The following is a 19,706-nucleotide window of genomic DNA, read 5'->3' as shown; positions in this document are numbered from 1 at the left end:
TCCGAACCCGCGTGCTTATAACTATTTGGCTAGACGTCAGGCGGTCTCTCCATCACGGGCGCATGCAGGCGGGGGTGCACGGTTTGTCGGACGGTCGCTCCTACGTTCGACCGTTGGGAAGGACCACGCTGTTCGTGGTCGCGTCCGGAGGGTACTACCAATTCTACTGGTTCTACCGCAACTGGAGGGACTTCAAGGAGTACCTGGACCGCGACGTTAACGTGGTGCTTAGGACGATCGGGCTTTTCGTACCGTTCGTCAACCTCTACCTGGTATGGAAGCAGTTCGCGGAGATCAACGAGTTACTCGAGGAAGCCGGACTCAACCCGTGCCCGATCAAGGTCCTGTACCCGGTGTGGTTCGGGTTCTTCTTCGCTGGCAACTTGGGGATTTTCCACGCCGAGACGCGGATGGACGCGCTCGGCGCAGTCGTGGCGTTGATGGTGTCCTGCGTACCGCTCCTGGTGTTGCAAAGGAGAATCAACGAATACTGGAGGGAAGTACAAGGGGATTTACCACCACGTGAAATCTCCAAGGGTGAGCTGGCGATGGTGTCGGTGTCATGCCTGCTGGTATGGGGAGGGTTACTGATGTGGGGGTGAATACTCGACTTGCGTCTCGGCTCAGGTGAGCCACGAGCGCAGGCGTGACCCGACCCGCGGAACGGGGCCGTGTACCCTGACGGGCCCGTCTGTTCCTCGGGGGTTGGGGGATCAAGGAAGCCCCTCTCGTCCTGATCTTAGATCGCCCGAGGGGAGCGAAACTTACACCAGGTCGGCCACCTCGTCGGGCTTCACGACGCCCTGCTCGGTGATGATCGCGTCGATGAGTTCGGGCGGGGTCACGTCGAAGGCGGGGTTGCGGGCCTTCACCTCCTCGGGGGCGATGGGGCGGCCCTGGACGGTCTTGACCTCGTCCTCGGGGCGCTCCTCGATGGGGATGTCGTCGCCGGTCTCGGTCTCGGGGTCGATGGTGCTGGTGGGGGCGGCGACGTAGAAGGGGACGTCGTGTCGGTCGGCGAGGACGGCGATCTGGTAGGTCCCGATCTTGTTGGCGACGGAGCCGTCGAGGGCGATGCGGTCGGCGCCGACGATCACGGCGTCGACCTCGCCGCTCGCGAGGACGTACCCGACGGCGGTGTCGGCGATGAGGGTCACGGGGATGCCGTCGCGGGTGAGCTCCCAGCAGGTGAGCCGGGCGCCCTGTTGGACGGGCCGGGTCTCGGTGGCGATCACGCGGACGTCCTTGTCCTGGTGGAACACGGCGGAGCGGACGACGCCGAGGGCGGTGCCCCAGTCGACGCAGGCGAGGGCGCCGGCGTTGCAGTGGGTGAGGACGGTGCACTCGTCGGGTAGGAGGTCGGCGCCGTGGTCGCCGAGCTTTCGGTTCGTTTCGGCGTCCTCCCGGAGGATGCGCTCGGCCTCCCGGCGGGGGTCGTCGGCGCGTTCCATGCGTTTGAGGGCCCAGAAGAGGTTGTAGGCGGTGGGGCGGGTGCGGCGGAGGCGGTCGATGGCGCGGTGCACGTCCTCGCCGCGTTCGTGGGCGACCCAGACGCCGAGGGCGGCGACGGCGCCGATGAGGGGGGCGCCGCGGACGCGGAGGTTCTCGATGGCCTCGGCCGCGTCCTCGTGGGTGCGGCACTCGCGCCAGACTTCTTCCTCGGGTAGTCGGGTCTGGTCGAGGATCTCGAAGTAACCGTCATCCCAGTGGACGCGGAGGGTGAGGGTCTCGTAGGTGGTCACGGGTGGGCCCCCGCGGGCGGTTTAAGGGGTGGTGGGTTCGGGGTCTCGGCCCCGATGAGCGGAGCGGGTGGGCCGAGTTGGGATGAGGAGCGGGTTATGAGGCGAGGGGTTCAGTAGCGTCGGGCGTCTTGTAGGTCCCGGTAGTCGCGGAGGACGCGGGTGGGGTAGGTGCGGGTGGTGATCCCTCGCTCCTCGAGGAGGGCGATGGGGACGAGGCCGCCGCAGGCGGCGATGCCGAGGCTGCGGGGTGGGAGGGGGAGGCCGAGGATCTCGCCCTCGATGCGGGGGGTGTCGATGATTCCGTGCACGTCGGCGCGCTTGAGCTGGGTCTCGATGCGGTCGACCTCGTCGGCGGCGGCCCAGGGGACGTAGCGGACGTTGGCGGGGAGGAGGCCGGCGCCCTCGTCGAGGATGTCCTCGACGCTGGTCATGCGTTGGGTGACGAAGGCGTGGAGGGGGTCGATGGTGGTGCCCTCGTACCGGATGTACTCCTGGAAGCCGATGGGCTCGCGGTCCTCGTAGTACAGGAGGCCGCCGCAGACGGGGTGGGTGGGGATGCCGTGGTTGAGGAGGACGCCGTCGATGGTGACGGTGCAGACGGTGAGGACGACGAGCTCGTTCCGGCGGACGGGGATGTCGGGGGTGGGGGGCTCCTCCTCGATGGCGATGAGCGGGCTGGGGGCGAGGCCGGCGCGGTAGGTCTCGACGACGGCGTCGATGAGGTCGTCGAGGTGGTCGCGGTGGAGGACGGTGACGTTGCACACGACGGTGCCCTGGCCGCGTTCGGGGTCGAAGGTGCAGCGGTAGGCCATCTCCTCGAGGATGGAGAGGTACATGCGGGAGCGCTCGTGGGAGGTGGCGAGCTTGAGCATGCGTTCGCCCTTGGGGGTGAGGCGGGCGCCGACGTAGCGGCCGCCGCGGCGGACGCGCTCGATGAGGCCCTGCTCCTCGAGGTGTCGGAGTCGGTAGCGGATGGTGCGGGTCGTGTATTCGAGGCCGAAGCGCTCGCGGAGGAGCTCGGCGAGGCGGGTGGAGCCGAGGGGTTCGTCGGCCTCGGCGAGGAGGCGGAGGATGAGCACGTCGAGCTCCCTCATCGTTACATCCCCCGTAACAATTGGCGGGGGGCGGCGGGGCTAGTACACGATGAACTTCCGGACCTCCCACTTGGTGACGCGCTCCCGGTACTGCTTCCACTCCTCCCACTTGACCTCGAGCCACCGCTCGACGAGGTGGTCGGTGAACGCCCGCTGCACGACCTCGTCCTCCTCGAACGCCTCCAGCGCCTCCTTCAGGTTCTCCGGGAGCGTTCGGATGCCGAGCTCCTCCCGCTCCCGCTTGCTCATCTCGTACAGGTTCTCGTTCACCGGCTCGCCCGGGTCGATCTCCCGCTTGATCCCGTCCACGCCCGCCACGGCCATCGCCGCGAAGGCCAGGTACGGGTTGCACGCGGGGTCCGGGGAGCGGTACTCGATCCGGGTCGCCTTCCCTCGCGCGGCCGGCACGCGGATGAACGCGCTCCGGTTCTTCGGGCTCCACGCGATGTACACGGGCGCCTCGTAGCCCGGGACCAGCCGCTTGTACGAGTTCACCAGCGGGTTGCAGATCGCGCAGAGCGCGTGCGCGTGCTCCATCAGGCCCCCGATGTAGTACAGGGCCTCGTCGGACAGGTAGTACTGGTCCTCCGCGTCCGGGTCGTAGAACAGGTTCTCCTCGGTGCGCGGGTCCCACAGGGACTGGTGCACGTGCATCCCGTTCCCGTTCTCCCCGTAGAGGGGCTTCGGCATGAACGTGGCGATCACACCGTGCCGCCGGGCGATCGCCTTCACGATCTGCTTGAACGAGATCACGTTGTCCGCGGACGCGACCGCGTCCGCGAACTTGAAGTCGATCTCGTGCTGGCCCGGCCCCACCTCGTGGTGGCTCATCTCCACCTCCAGCCCGAACTCCTCCATCGCGAAGATGATCTCCCGACGGATGTCCTCGGCCCGGTCCAGCGGGTAGAAGTCGAAGTACCCGCCCTCGTCGTGCGGCTCCACGTCCCCCGTCTCCGGGTCCTGCTTCAGCAGGTAGAACTCGCACTCCGGGCCGCAGTACATCACGTACCCGTCCTCGGCCAGCTCGTTCATCACGCGCTTCAGGTTCAGGCGCGGGCAGCCCTCGAACGGCTTCCCCTCCGGCCAGTACACGTCGCAGATCACGCGCGCCACCTTGCCCTCCCGCGGCCGCCAGGGCAGGATCGCGAACGTGTCCGGGTCCGGCAGGGCGATCATGTCCGACTCCTCGATGCTCACGAAGCCCTCGATGGACGACCCGTCGAAGAGCACGCCCTCCGCGAACGCCTCCTCCACGTGCTCGGCCGGGATCGCGAAGTTCTTCACGAACCCGTGGATGTCGACGAACTGCAGCCGGATGAACTTCACGTCGCGCCGCTCGATCTCCCGCCGGATCTCCTCCAACCGCTCCTCGTTCTCGCGCCGCCGCTCCCGGAAGTCCATCGTGTAAACCTCGCGACCCATGCCGGGGCGCACCCCGGAGAATTCCTTCCGGTAACCGGATTCCCAGCACGGCGCGCCCCTTGGTATTATAACCGTTGCGGAACCCGACCGCCCTTCCCCGGGGGACGGACACCGTTGAGGAGCCTGCCGGCCCACCTGGCCCTGGTGACGCTCCTCCTCACGCCGGCCGCGGCCACGGAGGTCGGCGTCTTCGCCTGGGGCAGCACCGTCCGCAGCGTGGGCGTGGAGAACTTCGTGACCGACGTCATCGACAGCGGCTACACCAAGGTCGCCGTCCTCATCCGCGGCGTGAGCACGCCGACCCGCGTCGACACGCTCCAGCAGGTCTACCGCGCGACCAAGGCCCGCGCCCCGAACGTGAAGGTCTACGCCTGGGTCGTCGGGTTCGAGCGCCGGAGCGGCTGGGACCGGCCCTGGGACCCGGAGGTGCAGCAGGAGATCCTGGACGCCGTGACGGCCGCGCTGCCCTACTGCGACGGGGTGGTCCTCGACGACTCCTTCCGCTACCCGACCCGCGACCCGGAGAAGCGCCGCCTCGCCACCCAGGCGATCACGGACCTCGTCCGCCGCATCTCCGAGCTCGTGCACGCGCAGGGCAAGGAGCTGTACTTCTGCCTCCTCCCGGAGAGCCCGCGCCCGTACTCGATCGACCGGGACGCCATCGCCCAGTACGTGGACCGGTTCATCGTGGAGGCCTACACGTACGAGTACGGGCGGGACGACTGGTGGCCGGTCCACGTCTACCACCTGTACCAGTCCCTCTACCCCGGCAAGGTCGCCATCGCCCTCCACGAGCCGAGGCTCGGCCGACTCCTGCACCAGATCGAGCTGCTGAAGGAGGCCGGCTGCCCCGAGGTCTGGATCTTCCGGTACGGTGAGGTCCGCGGCAAGCTGCGGCTCGCCGGGGGCCGAGCGGTCGGCACGGGCGGCTCGCCGGAGACGACCGGGCCCGCGGTCACCGAGTCCACCATCGACCTGACCGGGCTCCTGGAGGCGGCGGCGATCGTGGGCGCCGCGGGGGCGGCCGCCTTCATCGCCGCGACGAACCCGGACCTCCTGCGCGAGCTCGCGGTCACCGCCGCGGACCTGCTGCGATCGGCCCTCGACGCCGGGGCGCGGCTGCTCGCCCGGCTCCTGTCCTCACCGGAGCTGGCCCGGGTCGCGGGCGTGTTCGGCGTCTGCGCGGTCACGGCGCTGACGCTCGGGCTCGTGCTGGGCTAAACGGCGAGCAGGGCCCGCCAGACCCGGCGGCACCGGCAGTCCAGCCCCTCCAGGACGCCGACGTCCTGGGTGACGGTGAACCGGCGCAGGGCCCGGGCCACGCGGAGGGAGCAGCGGCGGCAGTTCGAGGGGCCGCGGGGCGTTCCGGCGCCGGCCGTGTCCACCAGCACGTCCGCGCGGTCGCCCAGGAGTCCCTTGATCCTCCGGGCCACCTCCACGCAGCTCCAGAGCCACGGGGGCCGGTAGAGGCCCGCGCGCCAGGCCCGCTCGAGCGGGGTGTCCCGGTGGATCGTGGTCGGGCAGACGGACACGCGCTCGCACCCGGCGAGGTGGGCGTCGACCGCGGAGCGGACGGTGTCCTCGATGGCCTCCGCCTCGGACAGGGGCGGTAGCTTGAGCATCAGGTAGGCCTTCGGCGTCCCGCCGAACCTTCTCACCCTCCGCACGGCCCGGGCGAACGCGCGGAAGTCGAAGCCCTTGTTCAGGCTCGCCCGCAACCGGTCGTCGCTGGTCTCGAGCCCGATCCCCACCTCGAACGGCTTCCCGTCGAGCAGCTCGGTGACCCGCTCCAGCCGCTCCTCCGTCACGAACTCGGGGCGGGACTCGAAGGAGACCTCGGTGACGCTCGGGTCCCGGGCGAGTCGTCCCAGGATCCGCTCGAGGGCCTCGTCCGGGACCTCCTCCGGGTCCAGGAGGCTCCCCGAGGTGAAGAGCTTGACCGCGTGGGGGCCGTCGGGCCGGTGCCGGGCGTACGCGCGCTCGAACTGGCGGACGAGGAGGTCGGGTGGGACCCGCTCGCCCGCGCCCTCGAGCGGGTAGGAGCAGAAGTGGCAGCCGCCGGTCTCGCGGAACCAGCGGCAGCCGCGGGTGGAGAGGACGATCACGACGCTGCGGTCGGCGCCGGTGACCCGGTCGGGCTGCGTCCAGGCGGCGACGTACCGGTCGGGTCGGCCCCGGTACCTGGGCAACGGGCTCACCCGGGTCCTCAGTGCCGGGCTCAGTCTTCATCCGCGGGTCCGCGACGCAGGCCTGTCATCACGGGGGTGGTCCGTTGCCGGTCGCGTGGGTGTTCGAGGGCGGGAGCACGCTCTTCGAGGGGTTCGAGCGGCTGAAAGAAAACCATTTCGGCACGGAGCGCGGCGACGCGCTCGTGCTGAACCCGTTCGAGACCGTGTACCTGGCGGAGGAGGGGGAGATCGAGCCCCGGTCGGCCTCGGGCGAGGCGCTGTCGGTGGGGGAGCTGGTCGAGTTCTTCGAGGATCGGGTCCCGGGGTTCCGCGCGGGGTACGCGGTCTACCGGGACCTGGTCGAGCGTGGGTACGTGGTGAAGGCGGGGTTCAAGTACGGGGGGTTGTTCCGGGTCTACGAGGGCGACCCGGATCGGGAACACTCTAAATACGTGGTTCGGGTGGTCGAGCCGTCCGAGCGCCTGTCGCCCCGGGACGTGGTCCGCGGCACGCGGCTGGCGCACTCCGTGCGCAAGGAGTTCCTCCTGGCCGTCGTGGAGGACCCGTCCGAGCCTCGGATCCGGTACGTTCGGTGGAGGTGGAGGAGGCTGTAGGGGGTGCGCGGGAATGGCGGAGGAGCAGAAGCCGTACTACGGGGCCTGGCCCTGCCACCCGCGGGACCTCGTGGAGGAGGGCGTGACCACGAGCGCCCGGCGGGCCCGGATCGTCCTGCGCAAGTACGTGCTGGGGCAGGACGAGGAGGAGATCGCGGAGGAGGAGGGGATCTCGCTGAAGTCGGTGCGGTACCACCTCGAGAAGGCGGAGGAGGAGGGCCTCATCGACTACGTGAAGGAGAAGTTCGTGGAGGAGTGAGCGGGCGCGGGTGAGTCGCCATCCCGGAGGTCCTGATCGACCCCTGGGACGTCGAGGAGGTCGACTACGAGCGACTGACCCGGGAGTTCGGGATCGAGCCGATCGACGAGGAGGTGCGGGACCTCCTTCCCCGGGACTTCCCGCTGGTCGAGCGGGGGATCGTCTTCGGGCACCGGGACTTCGACGCGTTCCTGCGGGAGTACCGGGAGGGCGAGCGGGTCTCGGTCCTCAGCGGGATGATGCCCAGCGGGCGCATGCACCTGGGGCACAAGACCGTCGTGGACCAGCTCGTCTGGTACCAGCGGGAGCTGGGCGTTAAGGTGTACATCCCCATCGCCGACCTGGAGGCGTACCACGCGCGCGGCATGGACCTCGAGGAGGCGCACGACCTGGCCGTCCGCGAGTACATCCTGAACTACGCGGCCCTGGGCCTGGACCTCGACCCGGAGCGCTGCGAGGTCTACCTGCAGTCCGAGCGGAAGACCGTCCAGCGGATGGCCCTGCTCCTCGCCGGGCGCCTCACCTGGAACGCGATCAAGAACACGTACGGCTTCTCCGGCGACACCAGCATGGGGCACGCGTTCGCCCCCATCGTCCAGGCGGCCGACATCCTCCATCCCCAGGAGCTCGAGGGACCGCACCGCGTCCTCGTGCCCGTCGGCGTGGATCAGGACCCGCACCTCCGCCTCACCCGGGACGTCGCCGAGAAGGAGGGCCTGGTCAAGCCCGCGAGCACCTACCACCGGTTCATGACCGGGCTGACCGGCGGGAAGATGTCCAGCAGCAGGCCGAAGACGGCCATCTTCCTCACGGATCCGCCGGAGGAGGTCGAGCGGAAGGTCTGGAGCGCGAAGACGGGCGGCGGGGCCACGCTCGAGGAGCACCGGGAGAAGGGTGGGAACCCGGACGAGTGCGTCGTGTACGAGCTGATGGTCTACCACCTCGCGGACCGGCTGGGCGAGGGAGAGCTCCGGAAGATCCGGGAGAGGTGTCGGGAGGGCGAGGTCGCCTGCGGGGAGTGCAAGGAGCTCGTGGCCCGGGAGCTGAAGGCCCTGCTGCGCGAGCTTCAGGAGGCCCGGGAGCGGGCGAGGGAGGAGCTCCCGGACCTGCTCTCCCAGCACGAGGACGCGCCGCCCGCCCCGGAGGACTGGTAGTATGATCCCCCCGTTCCAGGCCCTCGTGACCTGTCCCGCCGGGTTCGAGTTCCGGTGCGTCTCCGAGCTGGAGCGGCTGCTGCGGGAGGAGGATCCGTTCGTCGAGGTCGAGCCCACCTACTTCAAGGGCGTCGTGGTCGTCCGCTCCGAGCTGGAGCCGGAGGAGATCGTCGAGCGGATCCGGGAGGCGGACACGGACTGGGTGGCCCGGGCGGTCCCCATCCACCGGACCGTGCGCGCCGAGCTGGACGCGATCGAGCGGGCCGCGGTCGCCCTGGCCCGGCGCCGGCTGGACGAGGACACCGCCTTCGCCGTGCGGTGCCGCAAGCGGGGTCAGCCCCCCTTCGGCCGCCGGGACGTGGAGGTGCGGGTGGGGGCCGCCGTTCAGGAGGCGACCGGGGCCCCCGTTGACCTGGAGGAGCCGGACTACGTCGTGCGCGTGGAGGTGCTGCAGGACACGGCCGGCGTCGCCGTGATCCCGCCCGACCTGATCGTCCGGAAGGAGGTCAAGCGCGTCCGCAAGTGGAGCCCGGGGATGCGGCCCGTCTCCCGGGCTCAGCTGAAGCTGCGCGAGCTCCTGAAGCGGCACCCGTACCTGGTGCGGGAGGGCTGGAGCGCGATCGACCTGGGGGCGGCCCCGGGCGGCTGGACGTACGAGCTCGCGCGGCGCCTCAGGCCCGGCAAGGTGTACGCGGTCGACCCGGGCGAGCTGCACCCGAGGGTTCGCGGGCTGGACAACGTGGTGCACCTGCGGAAGCGGGCGGAGGAGCTCTCGGGGGAGGACGTGCCGGAGCGGGTGCGCCTGGTGACGAGCGACCTGAACCGGGTGCACTCGGAGGCGGCCGCGATCACGCTCGACGTCGCGGACCGGTTCCTGGAGCCCGGCGGGTTCGTGGTGCAGACGGTGAAGCTGGCCGTGGACCCGGAAACGGGCGAGTACGCGGCCCCGGACGTGGAGACGGCGGTCTCCGAGGTCGAGCTGGAGTACGAGCGGCGCGGGTACGAGGTGCTGGCCGTCGAGTTCCTGAAGCACAACACGCCGAAGGAGCGGACCCTCGTCGCCCGGAAGGAGGGCTGAGCGTGCTCCGCGCCGGCTCCACCCTCGCCTGGGGCCGGTGGCGGGCCAAGGTGACGGCCGTGCTGGAGGAGGGGGGCGCCCGGTTCCTGGTCACGAGCCTCGCGGGCGAGCCGCCGGAGCGGGTGCGCGGGGAGGGGACGGTCTGCGAACTGGCGTTTCGGGATCCCGTGGGCAAGTTCGCCGCGTACTGGGTGGACCCGGAGCGGTCGGAGGTGACGCCGACCGGGGAGCCGAGGCCCGGCACGTGCGCGGTGCACATAGGGGACGCGTGGGTGCTGTCGGAGGTGCTCGACGTGGGGCCTCGGGAGCTCACGATCCGGCTGCCGAACGCGCGGATCCCCGGACCCGAGGACGCCGGGGCCCCGGTGGCACAGGACGAGCGGGTCGTGGGTATGCTGTACATGTACTTCCTGGAGACGGACTGCGTCGGGCGCGCCGTGAGGATAGACTTTATTGAATCCAGGCTGGGGAGGGCGGTCAGGAGGCTCCGGGGGCGGCGGTCGTGAGCTCGGTGATCTTCGACCTGGAGGGCCCGCTGTCGCCGATGGACCATGCTTACGAGGTGATGCGGAGGTTCGTGCCGGAGGGCGACCTGATCTTCGAGGTGCTCAGCCGGTACGATGACGTCGTGTACCTCAAGGAACGGCGGGAGGGGTACGAGCCGGGCACCACGCTGCAGCTGATCGTGCCCTTCCTCCTCGCGCACGGGGTCACGGAGGAGGGTCTTAAGGAGGTGTCCGAGCAGGCGGACCTCACGCCGGGCGCGCTGGAGACGGTGAGGGAGCTGACCTGCCCCAAGTTCATCGCGTCCACGAGCTACGAGCAGCACGCGCTGACCGTGGCCAGCCGGCTGGGCATCCCGGAGCGGAACGTGTACTGCACCCGGCTGCCCCTGGACGAGGCCCCGGAGCCCTCGGAGGAGGAGCGGGAGCTGGTGCGAGAGATCGAGCGGGAGCTGCTGGAGCTGTACCCGCCGGACGAGGTGGAGGATCGTGAGCTCGTCGATCGGGTGGACGAGCTCCTGGGCCGCCTGGAGGGGACGAGCCTGGGCGAGTTCAGCGCGCGGGTGAAGGTGGTGGGCGGGAGCCGGAAGGCGGCGGTCGTGGAGGACGTCTGCGAGTCCCTGGGGCTCGAGGTCGAGGAGGTTGCGTGCATCGGGGACAGCATCACGGACGTGGAGATGCTGCGCGCGGTCCGGGAGGGCGGTGGGCTCGCCGTGGCCTTCAACGGGAACGAGTACTGCATCCCGGAGGCGGACGTGGCCGTGGCCGCCCCGTCCCTGATCGCGATCCTGCCCATCCTGGAGACCTTCTTCGAGCACGGGAAGGAGGAGGCCCTGGAGGTCGCTTTCGAGCTGGAGGGGCGAGAGGTTAACCCGGGCGTCGAGGCCGAGATTCTGGTCGTGGAAGAGGCGACGGAGGAGGAGCTGGAGGAGTTCATCGAGCGGTCCGAGCGGATGCGGGAGCGGGTGCGCGGCGAGGCGGGGAAGCTGGGCTGATCACCCGGCCTCGGAGTACCGGCGGGCCAGCTCGGCGTGGTGCCTCGCCAGCCGGGCCCGGAACTCCCGCAGGTTCAGCGGCTTGGGCCGGTGTTCCTCCATCACGATGGCCCGATCCGCGGCAGCCGTGAAGTCGTCCAGCACGCCCGTCGCCGCGACGATCGTGACCCCGCGCGACGTGATCTCGTCCTTCACCTCCACCAGCGTTCGGATGCCCTCCAGCCGGCGCGTTAGGACCCCGGGCACGAGCAGGTTCACGGCCGCCTTGTCCTCGTCGATGAACAGGATCCTCGCCCCTTCCTCCACCGCCCGCTGGATCTCCGCGGCCATCTTCATCGAGCCGCTGGCCAGGCCGCGCACGTTCTCCGGCGTGCCCTCGTACCCCGGCGGCAGCTCCCGGAAGAACAGGCTGACGTCCTCCCCCCGCATCCGCTTGATCCCCGCCTCCGCCCGCGCCGTCCGCCGGACCGTGATCACGTACTCCCGCCCGTCCCCGGGCGCGTGATCGTCCTTCCCCGACTCGATCGCGTTGATCAGCGTCGTCTTCCCCTGCGCGTTCGCCCCCGCGACCGCGAACATCTCCCCCTCGTAAATGGGCAGGAACCGGCGCCGCTCCCCCGTCCACGGCAGCTTCAGCTCCAGCGGCTCCAGCCCCGCCTCCTCGTCCTCCGGCACCTCGAACGGGATGTGCGGGTCCGGCTTCGGGCCCGCGATCCGGTAGTGCCGCCGCACGTCCGTGAACCGACGGGCGGGACGCGTGCCCTCCCCGATCAGCGCGACCACCCGGCGCCCCTCGTGCGTCAGCTCGCCCGACTCCATCCGCTCCCGCAGCTCCCGCTGGTCCAGCACGACGCGGCACGTCCGCAGGATCTCCCGCCGGGGCACGGACCGCACGACGTCCCGCAGCGCGTCCAGGGCCGCGAAGACCCCGTCCAGCACGCGCTCATCGCTCCAGTCCGGGGGGAAGAGGAGCTTCACCGAGAGCAGGACCTCGCGGGAGTCCCGGAGGACCCGGTTGGACTCCCCCGGCATCCACAGGGGCGGCGTCCGGAACCCGTGCAGCCGGACGACGGTGCACGGCTCGGTGAGCTTCCGCGCCTTCTTGTAGTCAATCAGCCGGCCCGAGAGCGGGTACAGGTCGCGCTCCTCCCGCGCCTCCCGCTTGATCCGCTCGATGATCGGGTGCGCGGCCGCGTCCTCGGCCCCCTCGGGCACCTTCCGCAGGTCGCGCCGGTACACGCGCACCGGGACGGTGATGCGCACGGCGTCGGAGCCGCGGACCGCGTACCACCGCCGTCCCCGGGACCGGTCCGTCATCCTCCTCGGGCACCAGCGGACGCCCGAGGGTAACCGCAGGGCCCGGAGCCGCTCCTCCAGCCGCCTCACGGCGCCCTAGCCTCCCATGAAGAGCAGGGTCTTGTCCTCCAGCATCGAGCGTCCCTGTCGGAACCGCTGATCGGCCCGCCGCATCAGCCGGTAGGAGGCGTTCACGTGCCTTAGGGCGGCGTTGAAGTCCCCCGAGCGCGCCGCGACGACGCCCCGGTGGAACTCGGACAGCGCGCGCCGGTACCCGGCCAGCCCCTCCCACATCAGGTCCAGGGCGCGCCGGATCTCCGGATCGCTCGTGGCCCCGATCAGCCGCAGCCCGCGGTCCAGGTGGCGGAGGCCATCCTCCGCGAGGCGCAGCGACCTCTCGTAGTGCCGGTACGCCTCGGTCACGTCCCGCACGATCCGGGGGGCGGCGGCGAGGACGGCGAGCGGGTTGGACCCGGCCGCGGACACCGCCCGGGACGCGTCCCGCATGAGCGCGTCTCCCCGGTCCTTCTCGCTGAGCGCCTGGTGGGCGAGCCGGTCCGCCGTCATCAGGTCGTGCACGGCGGTGGGTAGGTTCAGCAGGACGTCCCACTGGACCGTGGCCAGGGCGGCCACGAGGCAGATCGTTGAAATCAGGGCCCCGGTCCTGGGGTCCACGCCGACCGCCCCGCGCGGGTGGTGAGGTTGGCCGGGCGGTCCGAGCTGCGGGAGATTATAAGCAAAATGCTCTACGACCCGCGGGAGGACCCGTCCCGGTACGTCTTCTACGTGGTGGACCGCGGCGCCGCCTCCCGGCTCCGGGAGGTGCGAGGCGACGAAATCGAGCGGGTGGAGCGGGGCTTCCTGCGGGTGTACGGGGCGGAGATCCCCCTGCACCGGGTCGTCCGGGTGGTCAGGGACGGCCGGGTGATCTGGGAACGCGGGCGGCGAGCTCCGGGCGATCGATGAAGGCCAGCGCCGCCACGGCCCCGATCTTGCCTCGATCCCGCTCCCCGAGCGGGACCACCTCGATCCCCTCGCGCTCGATCACCGCCTCCGCCTCCTCCGGTCGCACGACCCGGAGCTTGGCCGCGTGCCCCAGGTCGAGCACGCTCTGGGGGACCTCGAGCCCCTCCCAGAAGGCGACGCAGGTGGACCCGGAGAAGCACCGGTCCGCGAGCCGGTCCAGGAAGTCCTCCTTCACCGCCTCGAGCCGGTCCGGCGGCACCCCGAGCTCCACCACGGCCGCCGCGCAGTTCTGCGTCCGGTCGGGGGCGCCGGGGTACAGCTGCACGGTCACGTGCCGGGAGTAGAACACGCGCTCCCACGCCCGCTCCAGCTCCCGGCACACCGCGTCCACGGCGGACCAGGTGGCCCCGCGCTCCCGGGTGTCCGTGTCGTCCACCCCGATCAGCAGCCGGCGCAGCTTGGGCGTGACCACCGTCCCGCGCCCCAGCCGGGCCCCGCCCCCCTCCTCGTGGATCTCCACGCGCAGGACGCCCTCCGCGCACCCCCGGGCCAGGGTCGCGCCCACGCCCGCCCCGGCCAGGCCCGCGTGGGTGACCCGCACCTCCCCGTCGGTGACCTCCACCCGCTCGACCCCGGCGGCGCGGACGCCCGGCTCCAGGCGCAGGTCCGCGCGACCCACCCGGAGGAGGAAAAAGTGCCGGCGACCCTCGCGCCAGGCGCGCTCGACGAGGGGGCTCGTCGCGGCGTACTGGCGGATCATCCAGTCGGACCCGGTGGGCGTGGGGTGGTCCTCCACGAGCAGGACCCGGTCCTCGCGCCGCCCCACGAGCGTCGCCACGCGCTCGTACGGGCTGACCCAACCCTTACCCCGGCACCGCTCGCGCGCCTCCTCCGGCGTCAGCTCCAACGGTTCACCTCCCCGGCGGGTGGTCGCCTTGGCCGAGACGGTGACGCGCGAGTTCGACCCGGACCGGTGGGTGCTGGTCCCCACGCTGCACGCGGTGGAGCGCGTGAGGGGGAGGGAGTTATCGCCTTCGGCGGACGTGCCCGAGGTGGTCCGGCACCTGCGAACGCTGGCGCGGGAGGCCCGGGTGCTCCTGCGGAACGACGTGTGGATCGCGGTGGGGCCCGAGCGGGCGCTGGTCATGTCGGAGATGCGGATGAAGCGGTTCGAGCGTTACGAGGGGGAGCTGCGGCGGCACCTGGACCGGCTGGGCCCCTCCCACACGGTGTACGTGATCACGTCGGAGGGGTGCGAGCCGGTCGCGGTCGGTCGGCTGGACCTGGACGAGCTGCGGGGGGAGTACGAGCGGGTCCGCTTCTCGGGCGAGTCCCGGGCGCTCGTGCTGGCGCGCGAGGGGGAGCGGGCGCTGGCGGTGATCACCGTCCGGCCGCCGAAGCGGCGGGAGCGGCGGCTTCTCGAATGACGTGCTCCACCAGGCGGGCGATCAGGCGGCCCTCCCGGGCGCTCCGGGCCGTCGTGACCAGGAAGATCTCCTGGGTGGCGGCGCCCTCGGAGAGCAGGAGCTTCAGGTTCCCGCGCTCGTCCGTGCGGGTGACCTTCAGCCGCACCCCGCCCCCGCCCCGGGAGCCCTTGGCCCCGATCCGACCGGGGATCACGCGCTTGACGTAGGGGAGGGCGGCCACGCGCAGGAGCAGCTCGCGGCCCCGGCGCCCCCCGATGATCGTCGAGTGACTGCCCCCGAGCTTCCGCTCCGGGGGTGAGTCCGCGATCGGCAGCCGGTCGCGGGCCTCCAGCTCCGTCCGCAGCTGCTCGACCGCCGACTCCAGCCCTCCACGGTGCAGCTCGCACTCCACGCCCGCGATGCGCTCGACGCGATCGACGAGCCAGGGGGGCGTGTCCGCGCCGATCACCCGCTCGGGGCGGGCCGCGTTCAGGAGCTCGCCGAGCTCCTCCGCGAGGTTCCGGAGGAGGATGCCGTCCGGGTCCCCGGCGGGGGCGCGCTCGACCCGATGCTCGCGCTCTCGGGAGAGGAAGACGACCTCGTACCGGGGCCGCTCCGGGTCGGGTTCGATCGTGAAGGCGGCGTAGGGGAAGGTGGGGGCGTCGCAGTGCGGGCAGCGGTAGGGAGGTCGCACCCGGGCGCCGCACCGTCGGCAGCGCACCGGCCCGGGTCTCCCCCCTACCGGCCGAGCAGCCGGTGGGCGCGTCCGAGGTGTCCGGCCGCCAGGGCGGCGATCAGCGAGAGCTCCCCGGCCAGGACCGCGGCCGCCACGACCTCGGCGAACTCCCGCGCGTTCGTGCCCGGTGGGTCGCCCCCGCCCGCCACGCCGAGGATCTCCAGGCACTCGCGCTGGGTCTCCACGCCGGTCCCCCCGCCCACGGTGCCCACGTTGAGGCTCGGGATCGTCACGCTCGCGTACAGGTCGCCGTCCTCCGTCACCTCCATGGTCGTGTACCCCGTGGACCCGTCCACGACGTGCGCCTCGTCCTGACCCGTCGCCAGGAAGATGGCCGCCACGATGTTCGCGTGGTGCGCGTTGAAGCCGACGTTACCCGCCGTGGCCGAGCCGATCAGGTTCTTCCGGTAGTTAACCTCGGCCATCGCCTCGGGGGTCGTCTTCAGCTTCTCCTCGACCACGTCGGCCGGCACCTCCACCTCCGCCACGACCGTCCGCCCGCGCCCCATCACGTTGTTCAGCCAGGAGGGCTTCTTGTCCACGCACACGTTCCCGCTCACGGACACGCACTTGGCGTCCGGGTGGTGCTCCTCGATCCACCGGACCGCCTCCTCGACGGCGATCGTGACCATGTTCATCCCCATCGCGTCCTTCGTGTCGAACTCGAACCGCAGGAACACGTGACGCCCCGTGATGAACTCCTCGATCCCGAGCAGCTCCCCGTGCCGCGTCGTGCTCTCCGCCGCCTCCTTGATCTCGTCGTAGTGCTCGCGCACCCACTCCACGAACTCGAGCGCCTTCCGCGCGCTCGGCAGCTTGAACACGGGCGCCCGCGTCATCGCGTCCTTCACGATCCGCGCGTGCGCCCCGCCCGACTCGGTGATGGCGGAGCAGCCCCGGTTCACCGAGGCGACGAGCGCGCCCTCCGTCGTCGCCAGCGGGACGTAGTACTCCCCGTCCGCGTACTCACCGCGCACGCGCAGGGGACCCGCGATCCCCACCGGGATCTGCACGGCCCCGATCATGTTCTCGATGTTCTTGTCCATCGCCCGGTTCGCGTCGATCGTGTACTCCCCGAGGTGCTTGAGCCGGGCCCCCGTGAGCTTCTCCACCGCCCGACGGCGCACCTCCGTCGCCAGCTCGCTGTCCCCGTCCGTGTACTCCTCCACCTCGTAGAACTTGATCTCACCCTTCGCGACCCGCTCCGCGAGCTCCTCGATCCGCTCCTCGTCCACGCGCAGCCCCCGAGGTACGGTCCCCGCCCGGGCTAAAAGCGGCTCGACGCGGGTCGGGCCGCACGCCGGCCCGGGCCAGCCCCTCCAGCAGCCGGTGCGCGTCCCTCGCCGCCCGCCCCGACAAGGTCAGGAGCGGCTCCCCGTCCGGGGCGTCCAGCACCCACACCAGGCGGGAGGGGAGCGGGAACTCGAGCGTCAGGGAGAAGGGGACCCGGTCCGCGCCCAGCACCGAGACCAGCAGCGAGTCACCGCGCAGCCTCACGCTCGCCAGCAGCCGAGGCCCGCGCGCCACGTGACCGAGCGACCGGGCGCCCCGCAGCAGGGAGACCGCGCGGCTCAGGTGCCGGGCGACCAGGCGGCGGTACAGCCGGAGCGGACCCTCGGAGGCCACGCGGTCCGACACCTCGCGCCGCAGCTCCCGCCGCAGGCCCGGGCTGAACCGGGACGGGACGACGACCCGGGCCCCGGAGCGCGTCACGTGCACGTACGCGAGCACCCGGCCCCGGATCACCCGAACGGTGCCCTGGAACGCGGCCCAGGACGCCTCGCGCACCAGGCTCCGGGCGAGCTCCCTGTAGTAGCTCACCCCGGCCCCGCTCGACCCGTCGGCCGGCTCGGGTAAGTAGGTTGGGCGCTAGAGGAGGGCGTAGGTGCCGAGGGAGATGAGCAGCGTGTACGGGGCGACCCCGCGGAGGGAGAACCCCAGGGACCCCAGCTGTCCGGACCTCAGCTCGCTCACCCGGACCGCCAGCGCCGAGGCCCCCGTGAGCAGCCCGGCCGCGGCCCCCGCGGTCCCGAGCTCCGGTCGCACCGCGTGCAGCGGGCAGAGGATGGTGGCGACCGCGCCGGCGGCGACGGAGAGCCACATCCACGGGCATCGGCGGACCATCGCCGGGAGGGCGAACTCCAGCGCCACGCCCGCCGAGAGCCCGGCGATGACGGCGTGGATCATAGCCAAACCGGCCTCACACCCGGGTCGGTGATGAGGCTCAGGAACTTGGGAGCCCCGGCCACTCGCACCCCGTCCATGAGATCCTCCGGGTCGATCCCGCGCGCCTCCAGGCTCAGCTCGCAGGCGTAGGCCTCGACGCTCTCCCGGTCCAGGAGCTCGGCCGCCTTCTCGATCAGGGGCGGGAACTCCGGGTGGCGCACCCTCTCCGCCTCCCGTTCGACGAGCACCGTGACCCCGTCCATGATCCCGAAGATGATCACGTTGAGGTCCATGGCGAGCGCGGCCTCGGGGATCAGGAACGTGGCGTACGCCCGCTCCGGGTTGGCGGTCCCGGTGCTCTGGACGATCATGACGGTGTCGATCCGGGCCGGCTGGGCGGGCGATTCCTCGCCGCCGGACTCCTCCCCGGACACCCGGATCAGGAGGCGCACGCCGTCGTCGGACTCCTCCACGCTTAGGACCTCGTGACCCTTCTCGCGCGCGGTCTCGGCCACGTCCTCCGCGACGCTCTTCGAGTCCACCAGCGCCTCGAGCACCTGGCCCGGTTCCATCTCGTCCAGCTCCTGGGCGACCATCACGGCGGGGCCGGGGCAGGCGGCGCCGCGGGCGTCCACAGTTCGGTCGGGCTTCACCGGGGTCTCCCCCCCGCGGTTGTTCGTGATTGTCGGTCAGTCGGGAACAGTCGATCGGTCGTTTATGGGAATTAACCGCGGTGTTTTCGTCCGTGATGGAGCCGGTGTCCCCGGTCCGTGGGACCCCCTCTCATCCCGACGCGGCGCGGCGTCGAGGGGGCCCGCCGAGGCTGTGCCGGGGCGCCGTACCGGGCGCTCATCGGCGGCGGTCGCCGGCTCGCGCCCGTCCCCCGGTGGTGAGCGTGACGGCCTCGGTCGGCGCCGCACTCTTCACCGCTCAGGGCCGGGCAAGAGTCCTCATCGGCCGGGCGTTAAAAGGTCTATTCGCCCCTCCTCGGCGGCCGCGGCGGCCTCCCGCATGAGCTCCCGGGCCAGGTGGGCGGAGGACTCCCGGGCCACGACCCGGTACCGCTCCCCGTCCACCTCGAGTTCGCCCCTCCGGACCCGGACCGCGGGGCAGAACTCCGCGCAGTACCCGCAGTGGAAGCAGTCCCCGGACCGCACGTCCGAGTACGGGTAAGGGCAGCGCTCCTCCAGGGCGCACGGGTCGCAGTTCTCGCACCGGGACGGGTCCCACTCCACCCGCTCCTGCACCCAGACGTCCGAGTACCGGGCCGAGCCCACGGGGCGGCGGTCCGAGAGGCGGACCACGGGGAGCTCCGCGTCCTCGTGCCGGCGGTCCAGCCACTCGAGCGTCTCCTCCGTGACCGCGATCGCCGAGGCCACGCCCGCGATGTTCTCCGGCCCGGCCGCCGTCCGGTACTCGCCCATGAACCGCGGGTCGCACTCGCGGAGGTCCGCGTGGAGGGTCAGGTTGGGGCGGTCGGGGGTGCTTCGGGTCCCGGTCCCGGTGATCACGGCGGGGGCGCCGCAGAAGAGTACGCGTCGGCCCGGTCGGTGCAGCCGGAGGCGGGGGTCGTGCTCCAGCGGGTTGTAGCCCCCGCACCCGCTGAACGCGGCCTCCCCGGGGCGCAGGGGTCGCGGGGCGAAGATGGTCCGCTCGGGCTCGGGGCCGTCGTGGATGAAGGCCGTGTAGTTGCGGAAGCAGGTGCGGGTGGAGGCCAGGAGCGCGCGGTCGAGGTCCTCGGGACCGACGGTGACCTCGTGCTCGGTCCCGTCGTCCGCCACGGCCACCGCGTGGAACTCCCGGCCGGCCGCGATCCGTCGGAGGAGCTCGGCCCCGGAGATCCTGCCCCGCAGGGTCGCGGGGACCAGGCACTCGACCAGTCCCAGGCGCTCGTTGGGGCAGGGACCGACGGGGACGCGGATCCCTTCGAGCTCGACCTCCCGGAACCGGCGGACCTCGCCCGGGTCGGTCACGCGGAAGGAGAGGATCCCGTAGACCCCGCTCATGAGGCCGACGGTGGCGCAGGTGACGGCGTCCACCTCGCGGCGCTCGCCCTCGGTCAGGTCCCAGAACTCGTCGATGGGAACGACGGTGGGCACGGGGCGGC

At 71.5% G+C, this 19,706-nt stretch carries 23 protein-coding genes; 10 read left to right on the top strand and 13 right to left on the bottom strand.

Annotation, left to right across the window (positions count from 1 at the left end; genetic code table 11):
• Positions 1 to 83 precede the first annotated feature (83 nt).
• Positions 84 to 602 carry a hypothetical protein gene (locus ACXJJV_RS07415; RefSeq protein WP_456467541.1) on the top strand — a complete coding sequence of 173 codons (519 nt, stop codon included), beginning with the start codon at positions 84 to 86 and terminating at the stop codon, positions 600 to 602.
• A gap of 162 nt (positions 603 to 764) precedes the next feature.
• Here the strand turns inward: ACXJJV_RS07415 and mtnA are convergent, their stop codons facing one another.
• The 3 genes from mtnA to glnA form a co-directional block, all read right to left on the bottom strand.
• Positions 765 to 1,742, bottom strand: coding sequence for an S-methyl-5-thioribose-1-phosphate isomerase (gene mtnA / locus ACXJJV_RS07410; RefSeq protein WP_456467540.1), 978 nt, complete (start codon positions 1,740 to 1,742; stop codon positions 765 to 767).
• Positions 1,743 to 1,852: 110 nt separating this feature from the next.
• Positions 1,853 to 2,836 carry a DUF128 domain-containing protein gene (locus ACXJJV_RS07405; protein WP_456467539.1) on the bottom strand — a complete coding sequence of 328 codons (984 nt, stop codon included), beginning with the start codon at positions 2,834 to 2,836 and terminating at the stop codon, positions 1,853 to 1,855.
• A 39-nt stretch (positions 2,837 to 2,875) separates the two neighbouring features.
• On the bottom strand, positions 2,876 to 4,258 hold the full coding sequence (gene glnA, locus ACXJJV_RS07400; protein WP_456467538.1) for a type I glutamate--ammonia ligase: 1,383 nt from the start codon (positions 4,256 to 4,258) through the stop codon (positions 2,876 to 2,878).
• Between the two features lie 114 nt (positions 4,259 to 4,372).
• Here glnA and ACXJJV_RS07395 point away from each other — a divergent pair, with 114 nt between their 5' ends.
• Positions 4,373 to 5,479, top strand: a complete 1,107-nt coding sequence (locus ACXJJV_RS07395; RefSeq protein WP_456467537.1) for a glycoside hydrolase family protein — start codon at positions 4,373 to 4,375, stop codon at positions 5,477 to 5,479.
• Here ACXJJV_RS07395 and ACXJJV_RS07390 read toward each other — a convergent pair.
• Positions 5,476 to 6,447 (bottom strand): archaeosine biosynthesis radical SAM protein RaSEA, encoded by a 972-nt coding sequence (locus tag ACXJJV_RS07390; protein WP_456467536.1) that lies wholly within the window; start codon positions 6,445 to 6,447, stop codon positions 5,476 to 5,478. The two genes, ACXJJV_RS07395 and ACXJJV_RS07390, sit on opposite strands and share 4 nt — an antisense overlap.
• Positions 6,448 to 6,530: 83 nt before the next feature.
• On the opposite strand from ACXJJV_RS07390, the gene endA reads away from it, so the two are divergent.
• Genes endA through ACXJJV_RS07360 form a run of 6 tightly spaced genes read left to right on the top strand, consistent with a single transcriptional unit; the run spans position 6,531 to position 11,029 of the window.
• Positions 6,531 to 7,040 carry a tRNA-intron lyase gene (gene endA / locus ACXJJV_RS07385; protein WP_456467535.1) on the top strand — a complete coding sequence of 170 codons (510 nt, stop codon included), beginning with the start codon at positions 6,531 to 6,533 and terminating at the stop codon, positions 7,038 to 7,040.
• Between the two features lie 13 nt (positions 7,041 to 7,053).
• Positions 7,054 to 7,299: a sigma factor-like helix-turn-helix DNA-binding protein gene (locus ACXJJV_RS07380; protein WP_456467534.1), complete on the top strand. Its 246-nt coding sequence runs from the start codon at positions 7,054 to 7,056 to the stop codon at positions 7,297 to 7,299.
• Between the two features lie 32 nt (positions 7,300 to 7,331).
• Entirely contained in the window at positions 7,332 to 8,453 is a 1,122-nt protein-coding gene (locus tag ACXJJV_RS07375) for a tryptophan--tRNA ligase (protein ID WP_456467562.1), read from the top strand.
• Between the two features lies 1 nt (position 8,454).
• Positions 8,455 to 9,531, top strand: coding sequence for an SAM-dependent methyltransferase (locus tag ACXJJV_RS07370; RefSeq protein ID WP_456467533.1), 1,077 nt, complete (start codon positions 8,455 to 8,457; stop codon positions 9,529 to 9,531).
• A gap of 2 nt (positions 9,532 to 9,533) precedes the next feature.
• Complete coding sequence (locus ACXJJV_RS07365) at positions 9,534 to 10,037, top strand: hypothetical protein (RefSeq protein WP_456467532.1); 504 nt, start codon at positions 9,534 to 9,536, stop codon at positions 10,035 to 10,037.
• The gene (locus ACXJJV_RS07360; RefSeq protein ID WP_456467531.1) at positions 10,034 to 11,029 is read left to right on the top strand and encodes an HAD hydrolase family protein; all 996 of its coding nucleotides are present in this window, start codon (positions 10,034 to 10,036) and stop codon (positions 11,027 to 11,029) included. Before ACXJJV_RS07365 ends, ACXJJV_RS07360 begins: the two co-directional genes overlap by 4 nt.
• On the opposite strand, the gene ACXJJV_RS07355 is transcribed toward ACXJJV_RS07360, so the two are convergent.
• Positions 11,030 to 12,415 carry a P-loop domain-containing protein gene (locus ACXJJV_RS07355; protein WP_456467530.1) on the bottom strand — a complete coding sequence of 462 codons (1,386 nt, stop codon included), beginning with the start codon at positions 12,413 to 12,415 and terminating at the stop codon, positions 11,030 to 11,032. It abuts the gene before it with no gap.
• A gap of 6 nt (positions 12,416 to 12,421) precedes the next feature.
• Complete coding sequence (locus ACXJJV_RS07350) at positions 12,422 to 13,000, bottom strand: hypothetical protein (RefSeq protein ID WP_456467529.1); 579 nt, start codon at positions 12,998 to 13,000, stop codon at positions 12,422 to 12,424.
• Between the two features lie 27 nt (positions 13,001 to 13,027).
• Here ACXJJV_RS07350 and ACXJJV_RS07345 point away from each other — a divergent pair, with 27 nt between their 5' ends.
• Positions 13,028 to 13,291: a DUF504 domain-containing protein gene (locus ACXJJV_RS07345; protein WP_456467528.1), complete on the top strand. Its 264-nt coding sequence runs from the start codon at positions 13,028 to 13,030 to the stop codon at positions 13,289 to 13,291.
• Here the strand turns inward: ACXJJV_RS07345 and mmp11 are convergent.
• Entirely contained in the window at positions 13,236 to 14,198 is a 963-nt protein-coding gene (gene mmp11 / locus ACXJJV_RS07340) for a methanogenesis marker protein 11 (RefSeq protein ID WP_456467527.1), read from the bottom strand. The genes ACXJJV_RS07345 and mmp11 overlap by 56 nt on opposite strands.
• A gap of 28 nt (positions 14,199 to 14,226) precedes the next feature.
• On the opposite strand from mmp11, the gene ACXJJV_RS07335 reads away from it, so the two are divergent.
• A complete protein-coding gene (locus tag ACXJJV_RS07335) occupies positions 14,227 to 14,718 on the top strand; it encodes a hypothetical protein (RefSeq protein WP_456467526.1) in 492 nt (163 codons plus the stop codon).
• Here ACXJJV_RS07335 and ACXJJV_RS07330 read toward each other — a convergent pair.
• The 6 genes from ACXJJV_RS07330 to ACXJJV_RS07305 form a co-directional block, all read right to left on the bottom strand.
• Complete coding sequence (locus ACXJJV_RS07330; RefSeq protein WP_456467525.1) at positions 14,672 to 15,391, bottom strand: DUF2103 domain-containing protein; 720 nt, start codon at positions 15,389 to 15,391, stop codon at positions 14,672 to 14,674. The genes ACXJJV_RS07335 and ACXJJV_RS07330 overlap by 47 nt on opposite strands.
• 44 nt (positions 15,392 to 15,435) lie before the next feature.
• Positions 15,436 to 16,668: a hydroxymethylglutaryl-CoA reductase (NADPH) gene (gene hmgA / locus ACXJJV_RS07325; protein ID WP_456467524.1), complete on the bottom strand. Its 1,233-nt coding sequence runs from the start codon at positions 16,666 to 16,668 to the stop codon at positions 15,436 to 15,438.
• A complete protein-coding gene (locus tag ACXJJV_RS07320) occupies positions 16,619 to 17,254 on the bottom strand; it encodes a hypothetical protein (protein ID WP_456467523.1) in 636 nt (211 codons plus the stop codon). The genes hmgA and ACXJJV_RS07320 overlap by 50 nt, the downstream gene beginning before the upstream one ends.
• 48 nt (positions 17,255 to 17,302) lie before the next feature.
• The gene (locus ACXJJV_RS07315; protein WP_456467522.1) at positions 17,303 to 17,626 is read right to left on the bottom strand and encodes a hypothetical protein; all 324 of its coding nucleotides are present in this window, start codon (positions 17,624 to 17,626) and stop codon (positions 17,303 to 17,305) included.
• Positions 17,617 to 18,252, bottom strand: a complete 636-nt coding sequence (locus ACXJJV_RS07310; protein WP_456467521.1) for a sulfurtransferase TusA family protein — start codon at positions 18,250 to 18,252, stop codon at positions 17,617 to 17,619. Before ACXJJV_RS07310 ends, ACXJJV_RS07315 begins: the two co-directional genes overlap by 10 nt.
• Positions 18,253 to 18,549: 297 nt before the next feature.
• Positions 18,550 to 19,698, bottom strand: a complete 1,149-nt coding sequence (locus ACXJJV_RS07305; RefSeq protein ID WP_456467520.1) for a methanogenesis marker 16 metalloprotein — start codon at positions 19,696 to 19,698, stop codon at positions 18,550 to 18,552.
• Between the last annotated feature and the right edge of the window lie 8 nt (positions 19,699 to 19,706).

Source organism: Methanopyrus sp. (assembly GCF_053997775.1).
Note: the sequence above shows the minus strand (reverse complement) of the source record. Positions and strands in the feature narration are given on the sequence as shown.